The following is a 10,849-nucleotide window of genomic DNA, read 5'->3' on the forward strand; positions in this document are numbered from 1 at the left end:
CCCGCCGCGCCGCCCTCACACCGGCGGCCACGGGATGGCCGGCCACTCCCCGCTCGGTTCCGGGTGCCGGCCTGTCCGCAGGAGCGTGGCGACCCGCTCCCTCGTGGCGTCCACTTCGGCCGTCGTGATCAGCCCGGACAGCTTGGCGGTCAGCGCCCCGCCTTCGCCCAGCTGGTCGCGCAACCCCCGCAGCACGTCGACGGCCTCGTCCGTGAGGGGCTCGCCCGCCCACCCCCACAGCAGGGTCCGCAACTTGTTCTCGACGTTGAAGGTCACACCGTGGTCGATGCCGTAGAGGCGGTCCTCGGCGGCCGGGAGGAGATGGCCGCCCTTGCGGTCGGCGTTGTTGATGACGGCGTCGAGGACGGCGAGCCGGCGCAGCCGCCGGTCGTCGGCGTGCACGAGGAGCGCGGTCTCGCCGTCGCCGACCTCGGCGAACCCGACGGCCTTCCACCCCTCCCCCGCCTCCTCACCGTCCACGAGGGCGAGCAGTTGGGACCCGGGCACGCCCTCGATCCACAACTGGCACATGCCCTGCCCGTACGGCCCGTCACGCAGCACGGTCGGCGGCACGAGCCCCCAGCCGGTCGCCTCGGACACCTCGTACGCGGCGACCTCGCGCTGCGCGAGCGTCCCCTCGGGGAAGTCCCACAGCGGGCGCTCCCCGGCGACGGGCTTGTAGACGCAGGCGGCCTCCTGCCCCTCGTACGAGACGGAGCAGTAGAGGACCGCGTTGGACGCCTCGCGCACCTGCCCGCGTACGGTCAGCTCGCCCTCGCTCAGCAGCTCGGCGGCCGGCATACGCCCCTCGGAGGTCACTCCCCGCGGCGGTATCCGTTCTGGCGCGGACATACGTGTCCCTCCGGGTCGAGCGGAAGACTGCACAGCGGGCACGGCGGCCGTCCCGCGTTGACGACGTCGAGGGCGCGCTTGGCGAAGGCCCTGGCCTGCGCGCCGGTGAGGCGGACGCGGAGCATGGGCGGACCGTTCTCCTCGTCCTGGAGCAGCCGCTCCTCCGCCTCGGCGAGGTCCTCCTCGGAGTCGGCGTCCAGCTCGACCAGGGCCTGCGCCTCGACGATCATGCGCTGTTCGTCGCCGTCCCAGGCCAGGGCCATGGTGCCGACGCGGAACTCCTCCTCGATGGGGGTCTCCAGCGGCGCCGTGTCCGAGACCTCGGTGGGGGCGACGGCCGGAACGGCGGCGCTGCCGCCGCTGCGCCGCACGACCTCGTCGAGCAGCTCGTCCATGCGTTCGGCCAGCGCCGCGACCTGGGTCTTCTCCAGGGACACGCTGGTGACCCGCTGCCCTGAGGAGGCCTGCAGGAAGAAGGTCCGGCGCCCGGGCAGCCCGACCGTACCGGCCACGAAGCGGTCCGGGGGGTCGTAGAGGAACACCTGACGGGACACGTCCTGTCTCCATTGGAATCGACGTCGGGACCGGTCGCTCCGGCTGCTGACGGGTTCAGCGCCGTCGCGACCGCTTCACCCTACTGCGGTTGACGATCACGGTGCTCCCGCGCCGCCCCCGACGGCGGCGTCACCGCTCGCCGGTTCCTCACGCGGCGCGAGGGACGCGAAGTCCCCGGTGTCGCCGAGGCGGACGAGAAACGGCCGCAGTCGTGTGTAACGGATCGCGGTGATGGAACACGGTTCGACAGAAATCCGCTGGAAGAGGTCCAGATGAAGTCCGAGTGCGTCCGCGACGAGCGACTTGATGATGTCGCCGTGCGAGCACATCAGATACACGGCGTCCGGTCCGTGGTCGCGCTCCACGCGCGCGTTCCACTCCCGTACGGCCTCCGCGGCCCGGTGCTGCATCTCCCGCATCGACTCCCCGCCGGGGAACTGGACAGCCGTCGGATGCGCCTGGACGACCTGCATCAGCGGCTCGTCGGCGAGTTCGGCGAGCTTGCGGCCGGACCAGTCGCCGTAGTGGCACTCCCCGATGCGGTCGTCGGTGTGCGGGGGCAGCTCGGGCCGGGCGTCCAGGAGCGGGCGCAGCGTCTCCTGACACCGCTGGAGGGGGCTCGTGACGACCTCGGAGATCGGCAGCCCGGCCAGACGGCCGGGCAGCGCCGCGGCCTGCGCGGTGCCGCGCTCGTCGAGGGCGACGCCGGGCGTCCACCCGGCGAGCACCCCATCGGTGTTGGCGGTGGACCGGCCGTGCCGGACAAGGATCAACGTGGGCATGCGGCCCAGCCTAGGCCCTGCCCTCCTGGCGGCTCCCCCGTCGAGAAAGGAACTCCCCCGTGATCGTCGACTGCGCCGTCTATCGCGACGGCCACCGCACCGAGGGTCCAGACGACCTCTCCGACGCCCTGGCCGCGGCGCGCGCCTCGGGCGGCTTCGTGTGGATCGGTCTGCACGAGCCGACGGAGAAGGAGTTCGCCCTCGTCACCGAGGAGTTCGCGCTGCATCCGCTGGCCGTCGAGGACGCCCTGAAGGCCCACCAGCGGCCCAAGCTGGAGGTGTACGAGGACTCGCTGTTCATGGTGCTCAAACCGGTCGTGTACGAGCCGGCCGGGGACACGGTGAGCACGGACGAGATCATGGTCTTCCTCGGCGACGCCTTCGTGGTGACCGTCCGCCACGGCGAGGGCTCGCCCCTGGATGTCGTACGACGCCGTCTGGAGCAGGAGCCGGAGCTGCTGGGCGAAGGGCCCACGTCGGTGCTGTACGCGATCACGGACGCCACGGTCGACCACTACCTCGAGGTGGCGACCGAACTGCAGACGGACCTGGAGGAACTGGAGGCGGAGGTCTTCTCCCCCGATGTCGGCGGCTCACGGAACACCGCGTCGCGGATCTACGGCTTCAAGCGCCAGGTGCTGGAGTTCCGCCGCGCCACCGGCCCGCTCGCCGCGCCCCTCACCCGGCTCTCCGGCCAGGGCGTCCAAGGCGTCCAGGGCGCCGCGGTGCCCTTCGTGGACGAGGAGGCCCGCCCCTTCTTCCGTGACGTCAGCGACCATCTCACCCGGGTGAACGAGTCCGTGGAGGGCCTGGACCGGCTGGTGTCCGACATCCTCTCGGCGCACCTCGCGCAGATGAGCGTCCGCCAGAACGACGACATGCGGAAGATCTCCGCCTGGGCGGCCATGGCCGCGATCCCCACGATGTTCGCCGGGATCTACGGCATGAACTTCGAGCACATGCCCGAACTGCGCTGGGTGTGGTCGTATCCGGCGCTGATCGCGCTGATGGCCGTGCTGGAGGTGCTGGTGTACCGGCTCTTCAAGCGCCGCGGATGGCTGTGACGAGCAGGCACGGGCCTGCGGCGCACGGTACGCGCGGGGGCGTGCCCGTGTCTCCGCGCGCAGGGGCGTGCCCGCGTCTCCGCGCATGGCGGCGTGCCCGTGTCTCCGCGCATGGCCGGTGAGCGTCTTCCACGCGCGTACGGCTGTTCGTGCTCGGGGGTCTCAGGCGAACTCGGGTGCCGTGGATGCCGGTCCGCCGAGCGCGTCGCGGCGCTCCGGCATCTCCAGGGTGACCATGCGGCGCCAGCCGAGGACCCGCTCGTAGGCGTACACCGCGTGGATGCCCGCGGCGAGGACGGCGGACTTGGCCCTCGACCAGCCGAGGACGCGCCCCATGTGGGCCATCACGGCGAGGCTGACGTCCCGGTACACGGCGATCTCGGCGAGGGCGCACTCGCGCAGCGTCCGCTGGATGAGGCGACCGTGTCCGGCGGCGGCGAAGCGCAGGAGTTCCTCGTGGGTGTAGGCGAGGTGGTTGTCCTCGTCGTCGGAGATCATCCGGACGGCCTTGCCGATCTCCGGATGGTCGGCGAAGTGCTTGCGGAGCATCACCATCTGTTCGGAGGCGCGCTGTTCGGTGACGCGGCTGTGGGACAGGTAGACGATGATGTCCCGCACGGTGAGAGGCTGCTCGGCCTTCAGTTTCTCGTGCGCCAGACCGATGCCGTGGCGCTCCAGGAGCATCGTGTAGTCGGTCTCCGGCGGGACCTCCACGGGTTCGAGGCCGCGCTTCTTCATGAGGGCGTTGAAGATCCGTCCGTGCTTGTCCTCGTCCGCGCCGTGGCGGGTGATCCTGGGGGCGAGCGCACGCTCGCTCTCCGGGACGAGCGCGGCGATGCGCGCGTTCTCCCAGCCGCCCTGCGACTCCCCGCTGGCGGCGATGGAGCAGAACAGCCGGAACGACTCGTCGTCGTCGATGATCTCCTGGAACAGGCTCTTGGCCGAAAGCATCTGAGGCACCTCTCTGCAGGACCCTGAAAATCGAGTCAAATGGGGTACCAGGAGCCAGGCAACAGCTGTGTCGGACAAATCCGCCAAACGAAGGACGACAGGGCGGCGAAGACGCGTAACCGAGGAGACCGGTGCCGCGTTGTCCCCCGTGACGGCCGTGGCGGGGAAGACCCCCGAGCCCCCACCACGGCCGCAGTACTCCTCCCGGTGCGGTGTGACCGCCGGGCGTCAGGCGAGCCCGGCCCGCTCCAGGGCCTCGGTGCCGGCCCGCAGCGAGGCGATCCGCTCGTCCAGCGTGAAGCCCGCGGGCGCCAGCGTGAGGGTGGTGACGCCGGCCTCCGCGTAGGCCTTCATCCGGTCGGCGATGCGCTCCACGGAGCCGAGCAGCGTCGTCTGGTCGATCAGCTCGTGCGGGATCGCGGCCGCGGCACCGGCCTTGTCGCCGCCCAGGTACTTGTCCTGGATCTCGGCGGCCTCCTTCTCGTAGCCCATGCGCTGGGCGAGCTGGTTGTAGAAGTTCTGCTTGCGGCTGCCCATGCCGCCGACGTACAGCGCGGTGTAGGGGCGGAAGGTGTCGGCGAGCGTCGTCACGTCCTTGTCGTCGCCGACGGCGATCGGCAGCGTCGGGCACACGTCGAAGCCGTCGACGGTCTTGCCGGCCTTCTCGCGTCCCGCGCGCAGGTACGTGACGGCCGTGTCCTCCAGGTGCGCGGCGGACGGGAAGATCAGCAACGCGCCGTCGGCGATCTCACCGGTCTGCTCCAGGTTCTTCGGACCGATCGCCGCGATGTACAGCGGGATGTGCTCGCGGGTGGGGTGCACGGTGAGCTTGAGCGGCTTGCCGGGGCCGCCGGGCAGGGGAAGGGTCCAGTGCTCGCCCTCGTGGGACAGACGCTCACGGGTCATCGCCTTGCGGATGATCTCGACGTACTCGCGGGTGCGGGCGAGCGGCTTGTCGAACTTCACTCCGTACCAGCCCTCGGAGACCTGCGGCCCGGACACGCCGAGGCCGAGGCGGAACCGGCCGCCGGAGAGCGAGTCCAGCGTCGCGGCGGTCATCGCGGTCATCGCCGGCTGGCGGGCCGGGATCTGGAAGATGGCCGAACCCACGTCGATGCGTTCGGTCTTGGCGGCGACCCAGCTGAGCACGGTGGCGGCGTCCGAGCCGTACGCCTCCGCCGCCCAGCACACCGCGTAACCGAGGCGGTCGGCCTCCTGGGCCACGGCCAGGTTGTCCCCGTCCATTCCGGCGCCCCAGTAGCCGAGGTTGATCCCGAGCTTCATATAGACCAGCCTTTACCGATCAGTAACGTCCCTTGTGCGGCCGACCATACCGTCCGGTTCCTCGCCGGAGTGGTCGGGAGGGGCGGGTTCCCCGCCCCTGGCTCTCGTGCGGGGGTTCGGGAACACGGCCCGTGACGCGACGTGGGAGGAAAACGGTCGTCCACAGGCCCCCACACGGCGAACTCCGGACAGTAATGTCGGCGTCCATGGAGCAGAGGCATCTCGGCCGTACCGGCCTGCGTGTGTCCCGGATCGGGCTCGGCACCCTGACGTGGGGCCGCGACACGGACGAGCATGACGCCGCGGACATGTTGAAGGTGTTCTGGGAGGCGGGCGGCACCCTCGTCGACACCGCGGACGTGTACGGCGACGGCGAGGCCGAATATCTGCTCGGACAGCTGATGGACGGGCTAGTACCCCGCCGTGACCTGGTCATCTCCACGAAGGCCGGCAGTGTCCCCGACCCCGACCGCCGTTTCGACGGCTCCCGCGGCCATCTGCTCGCCGCCCTGGACGCCTCCCTCGCCCGCCTGGGCACCGACTACGTCGACCTCTGGCACATCCACGCCTTCGACCCCGAGACACCGCTGGAGGAGACGCTCCACGCCCTCGACCTGGCCGTCAGCAGCGGCCGCGCCCGCTACGCGGGGGTCTCCAACTTCTGCGGCTGGCAGCTCGCGAAGGCTGCCACCTGGCAGCTCGCCGCGCCGGGGATACGCACCCGGCTGGCCAGTACGCAGATGGAGTACTCGCTGCTCCAGCGCGGTGTCGAGCGCGAGGTGCTGCCGGCCGCACTGGACCTCGGCGTCGGGCTGCTCCCCTCCTCCCCGCTCGGCCGAGGCGTGCTGACCGGGAAGTACCGCCACGCCACACCGCCGGACTCGCGGGGCGGTTCGGAGCACATGGCACGGTTCGTCGCGCCGTACCTGGACGACACGGCGACCAGCATCGTGGACGCGGTGCAGACCGCCGCGGACGGGCTCGCCGTGACGCCGCTGCAGGTCGCCCTCGCCTGGGTGCGGGACCGGCCGGGTGTCACCGCGCCCATCGTCGGCGCCCGCAACGCGCTCCAGCTCACGGCTGCGTTGTCAGTGGAGACCCTTAGTCTTCCTGACGAGATCTGCCGGGCGCTCGACGACGTGTCGGCGCCCGTGCACCGCTATCCCGATCACGACTGGAGCACGCTGTGAGCACGGAGCCCGCGACCACGGAGCCGGACGAGCCGGGGGGCCGGTCCGACGGAACCCCCGGGGCCGGGACCCCGGGGGCCGAGGGCACACCGGACGACCACGCGGCGGCATCCGCCGCGGCGATGGGCGAGGGGGCCGCGGAGGACGAGGCCACCGGCACGGAGACGGCCGACGGCGGCACCGCCGGCGCCTCCTCCGGCCCCGGGGGCGCTGCCGCCGAGTCGGACGGCGCGTCCACCGGCTCCGAGGGCGCGGCGGACTCCGACGGCGGGCCCGATCTTTCCGAGGCGCAGGCCGAGTTGGCGGCGCAGCGGCTGGAGCGGGAGCGGATCGAGCGGCGGAAGGCGGAGAAGAAGGGCCCGATCGCGGCGGGCACCAAGCTCAGCGGCACGGCGGCCGACCTGCTGGCGGCGGTACGGGCCGTGGAGGGCGGGCAGAAGCCCTCGGCCACCGTCTTCGTCGAGCCGGAGCCCGCGCCCCGGCGGCCCGCGCCGGAACCGGTGCGGCGCCCGCAGCCGGTGGACGCCCCGGTCGCCGCGGCTCCGTCCGGCGAGACCGTCGGGGCCGTGCGTGCGGTGCTGGCCGGGGGCGGTGCTCCGGAGGCACTGGCCGCGCAGGTCGCCGAGGTGCTCGGCGAAGGCGCCGGTGACCGGCTGCGCGAGGACCCATGGCAGTTGCTGCGGGTCCCCGGAGTGCGGCCCGAGCAGGCCGACGGGTTCGCGCGGGCGTTGCTGGGCGCGGAGTGCGGCCCGGACGACGAGCGACGCGGCCGGGCGGTCACCGTATGGCTGTTGGAGCAGGCCGCCGTCGCCGGGCACACCGCGCTGGAGGTCACGGCCCTCACGGCCGCGCTGGCCCAGCGTGCGGTGCCGGATCCGGACGGGGCCGTGCAGAGTGCCGTCGCCGAGGGCGAGGCCCTGATCTTCCAGGACGCGCTGGACGACGCCCCGCCCGTCGCGGCGGCCACCGACGACGACGAGGCGGAGCAGGAACGCCCGGTGCGGGTCCTGGTCGGCCTGGAGCGTTACGCCCTCGCCGAGGAGAGCCTCGCGGACGGCCTCGCCCGTGTCGTGAACTCCCTGTCCAAGGACGACACCACGGACTGGGCGGCCGCGGCCGCAGCGGCGCCTCGTTCCGCCGCCGAGCTGATCCGCGCCGTCGCCGCGCACGGGCTCGTCCTGCACACGGGGGGCGAGGCCGCCCGCACGGAACCCGCCGCACTGATCGCCACCGCGCGGGCCCTCGGGCTCCGGGCGTGCGCGGCGACGCACAGCGCGGACGGGAGGCAGCGGTTCGCCGCGCTCGTCGCGGACGCCGACGCGAAGGGTCCGGCCCCGGCGTCCGCCGAGGAGGGCACGGCCCCCGGCGCGGCCGAGCCGAGCGGTTCAGCCGTGGTCACCGTGGGCGGGCTGCTGGCCGGTGCCGAGGGGCCCGGCAGGGACGCCGAGGGGGCGTTGGATCTCGATCTGCTTCTGGTGCTGGACGCGCCGCAGCTCGATGTGGAGACGGCCGCCCTCCTGGTCGAGTCGCTGCCCGACGGGGCGCGGCTGGTGCTCAGCGGCGATCCGGGGGTGCTGTGGTCCGCCGGGCCGGGGCGGGTGTTCGCGGACCTCCTCGCGGCCCGGGCCTGCCCTCAGGTCGCCTCACGGACACCGGACGCCGGTCCCCTCGGTGAGCTGGTCTCCGGGATCGGGATCGGCGAGCTCAACCAGGTGGACGCCCCCGGCAAGGAGGTCGTGATCGTGCCGGTGCGGGATGCCGGGGAGGCGGTGCACCGGACAGTGCAGCTCGTCGTGGACTCCGTGCCGAGGGCCTTCGGCATCCCTGCCGAGCAGGTACAGGTGATCACCCCCGGGCACGGGGGCGCGGCGGGGACGCGTGCGCTGAACGCGGCGCTGAAGCAACGGCTGAACCCCGGGCCGGGCCGCTTCGGCGGTTTCGACCCCGGTGACCGTGTCGTCCACTCCCCCGCGCCGGGCCGTACGACGCCCGGGCGCGTCGTCAGGGCCGACGCGGAGGGGCTGCATCTGGAGTGCGCGGGGGGCGCCGTCGTCGTGGCGAAGGAGCGGGTCGACGCGGCCGTCCGGCACGGATGGGCGGTCACCGCTCACCAGGCGGTGGGGCACCGTTGGCCTGCCGCGGTGGTCGTGCTGCCGGGGGACGCGGCGCAGGCGCTCAGTCGCCCCTGGGTCTACACCGCGTTCGGACGCGCCGAGCGGCACCTGTCCGTCGTCCACGGCGTGGAGCAGGCGCTGCCACGGGCGGTCGCCGAGGTTCCGCCGAAGCCGCGCACGACACGACTGCCGGCCCTGCTGAGGGCCCAGGTGACCCCGGCCGGCTGACAGCGCTGGCAGCTCGGAGCGGTGGGGGCCGGGTGCCGCGGCGCCCACCCCCGCCGCCCCAGCGGCACGACTGCCCGTGGCTATGCCTCGTCCTCGTCCAGGTCCGCTCCCAGGTCCGCTTCCAGGTCGATCTCGTCCTCGAGATCCTCGTCGTCCTCGTCATCGTCGAAGACCGCGCTGACGTCGAAGCGGCAGACGACCCGCTGGGGGTCGACGTTCTCGAACGGGGCCTCCAGCCATTCGCCGGGGTCGGCCGTGTCGTCCCCGGCGGTGACCCAGAGGGTGGAGTCCCCCTCCTCCAGGCCGAACTCCTTGTGCCGGGAGGCGATCTCGTCCGGTTCGAACTCGCCGAACAGAAGCCCCAGGGCGCCGTGCACGGTGGGCGACGCCTCGTCGTCACCCGAGGCGCCGGAGGACGGCTCGTCGGCCGCCTCCACCCGCTGCGCCTGCGCCAGCAGCCGCTGTGGCTCCGCCACCGTGTAGTCCCGGCGGATCAGCACGCTCAGCGCGCTCGGCTCCTCGGGACCGGTGTACGGCGGCATGTCCTCGGTGCCGGGGATCTCGAAGGGAGTGACCTCGTCGTACCGGTCGTAGAGCAGTTCGTCGTACTCCTCGGCGGCCGCGGCCAGCTCGTTGAACGCCTCGTAGACGGCCGGGTCGTCCTCACCCGCCCGGCGTTCGACCGCGGCCAGGTGGCGGTCGAGCGCGGTCTTGACCGCCTCTGCGGCGGCGCGTACCTCGGCAGCGGTGGGCTGCGCAGCATCAGACATAGTGCAGACGCTATCCGTACCGGGCCCCAGCCCGCACAATAGATACCGATGCCGGAATACGAATTTGTCGACGTGTACGTACCTCGCGGTGTCTCCCGCAAGGACGCCACACGCCTGCTGACGGACCATGCCGAGTACGGACACTGGGAGTTGGACCGACTGAGTCTGCTGCGCGATGGCAGCCGCAGGGTGCGGTTGCGCCGACGGATCATCCGCCAGGTGCGCGCCACGTGGTGATGTGAGCAGAACGAGTCGGAGCGGGCCCCGCTAATACGGGGCCCGCTCCGTTTTCCGTGCGCGGAGCCGGTTACTGCGCGGCGGCCCGTGCCTTGCGGTAGATCAGGGCGCCGCCGAGGAGCGTGCCCGCGCCCAGTGACAGAGCCAGGCCGAGCGGTGCCTCGGCACCGGTCTGAGCGAGTTCCCCGACGGCCTCGGGCTGACCGAGGGTCCGGGTGCTCGGCGTGTCGGTGCCACTGCCGGGGACCTCCCCGGCGGGGTTGCGGGGCTCACCCGGCAGCTGCGGTTCACCCGGCAGCTGAGGCTCACCAGGCAGTCCCGGCACTCCCGGCTCACCAGGCTGCCCTGGTTCCCCGGGCACTCCGGGCACTCCGGGCTCACCAGGCTGCCCCGGCTGCCCCGGCTCACCCGGCTGCCCCGGCTGCCCCGGCTGCCCCGGCTGCCCCGGCTCACCAGGCTGCTGCGGGGCCGGCGGAGTCTGCGGGCCGCCAGGGGTCTCCTGCCCACCTTCGCCGCCCGAGTTCCCGCAGTCGGCGCCCGTCATCCCCGTGCCGAGACCGATCACGCTGACACCGTTGCCGCACACGTCGACCGGGGTGTACACGGGAACCTGCACGTTGTTTCCGGAGCCGATGCCCGGCGAGCCAGCGGTTTCACCGCCCGGCTGGGACCCGCCGCCGTTGGACGATCCGCCCTCGCCGCCGCCGTTGGAGCAGTCGTTGTCGGTGCCGCCGTTGCCGATGCCGACGCCGGTGACGCCGTTGCCGCACACGTCCACCGGGGCATGCACCGGAGCCTGCACGTTGTTACCGGACAGCACAC

General features: G+C 72.6%; 11 protein-coding genes. 4 read left to right on the forward strand and 7 right to left on the reverse strand.

All coding sequences use genetic code 11. From position 1 onward, the window contains the following. Positions 1–15: 15 nt before the first annotated feature. From ACZ43N_RS22340 to ACZ43N_RS22350, 3 genes are all read right to left on the reverse strand, one after another. Positions 16–852, reverse strand: coding sequence for an SCO1664 family protein (locus tag ACZ43N_RS22340; protein WP_468099720.1), 837 nt, complete (start codon positions 850–852; stop codon positions 16–18). After that, positions 816–1,406, reverse strand: coding sequence for a DUF3090 domain-containing protein (locus ACZ43N_RS22345; protein ID WP_468099721.1), 591 nt, complete (start codon positions 1,404–1,406; stop codon positions 816–818). The genes ACZ43N_RS22340 and ACZ43N_RS22345 overlap by 37 nt, the downstream gene beginning before the upstream one ends. A gap of 96 nt (positions 1,407–1,502) precedes the next feature. Then, on the reverse strand, positions 1,503–2,189 hold the full coding sequence (locus ACZ43N_RS22350; RefSeq protein ID WP_468099723.1) for a histidine phosphatase family protein: 687 nt from the start codon (positions 2,187–2,189) through the stop codon (positions 1,503–1,505). A gap of 59 nt (positions 2,190–2,248) precedes the next feature. Between ACZ43N_RS22350 and corA the strand changes: the two genes are divergently transcribed. Beyond that, the gene (corA, locus tag ACZ43N_RS22355) at positions 2,249–3,253 is read left to right on the forward strand and encodes a magnesium/cobalt transporter CorA (RefSeq protein WP_468099725.1); all 1,005 of its coding nucleotides are present in this window, start codon (positions 2,249–2,251) and stop codon (positions 3,251–3,253) included. 162 nt (positions 3,254–3,415) lie between these two features. Here the strand turns inward: corA and ACZ43N_RS22360 are convergent, their stop codons facing one another. Together ACZ43N_RS22360 and ACZ43N_RS22365 are read right to left on the reverse strand one after the other, a co-directional pair. Further along, a complete protein-coding gene (locus ACZ43N_RS22360; protein WP_468099726.1) occupies positions 3,416–4,204 on the reverse strand; it encodes a ferritin-like domain-containing protein in 789 nt (262 codons plus the stop codon). Positions 4,205–4,432: 228 nt separating this feature from the next. Beyond that, positions 4,433–5,488: an LLM class F420-dependent oxidoreductase gene (locus ACZ43N_RS22365; protein WP_468099728.1), complete on the reverse strand. Its 1,056-nt coding sequence runs from the start codon at positions 5,486–5,488 to the stop codon at positions 4,433–4,435. A gap of 206 nt (positions 5,489–5,694) precedes the next feature. On the opposite strand from ACZ43N_RS22365, the gene ACZ43N_RS22370 reads away from it, so the two are divergent. After that, positions 5,695–6,678, forward strand: a complete 984-nt coding sequence (locus ACZ43N_RS22370; RefSeq protein WP_468099730.1) for an aldo/keto reductase — start codon at positions 5,695–5,697, stop codon at positions 6,676–6,678. Continuing rightward, complete coding sequence (locus ACZ43N_RS22375) at positions 6,675–9,020, forward strand: helix-hairpin-helix domain-containing protein (RefSeq protein ID WP_468099731.1); 2,346 nt, start codon at positions 6,675–6,677, stop codon at positions 9,018–9,020. The genes ACZ43N_RS22370 and ACZ43N_RS22375 overlap by 4 nt, the downstream gene beginning before the upstream one ends. 80 nt (positions 9,021–9,100) lie before the next feature. Here ACZ43N_RS22375 and ACZ43N_RS22380 read toward each other — a convergent pair whose 3' ends face one another. After that, positions 9,101–9,790 (reverse strand): hypothetical protein, encoded by a 690-nt coding sequence (locus tag ACZ43N_RS22380; protein ID WP_468099733.1) that lies wholly within the window; start codon positions 9,788–9,790, stop codon positions 9,101–9,103. Positions 9,791–9,838: 48 nt separating this feature from the next. Here ACZ43N_RS22380 and ACZ43N_RS22385 point away from each other — a divergent pair, with 48 nt between their 5' ends. Beyond that, positions 9,839–10,027: a DUF5703 family protein gene (locus ACZ43N_RS22385; RefSeq protein WP_005485166.1), complete on the forward strand. Its 189-nt coding sequence runs from the start codon at positions 9,839–9,841 to the stop codon at positions 10,025–10,027. 70 nt (positions 10,028–10,097) lie between these two features. On the opposite strand, the gene ACZ43N_RS22390 is transcribed toward ACZ43N_RS22385, so the two are convergent. After that, positions 10,098–10,849 (reverse strand): chaplin (locus ACZ43N_RS22390; RefSeq protein WP_468099735.1); only part of this gene is annotated, 752 nt, incomplete at its 5' end.

This window comes from Streptomyces sp. NPDC030814 (genome assembly GCF_055572155.1).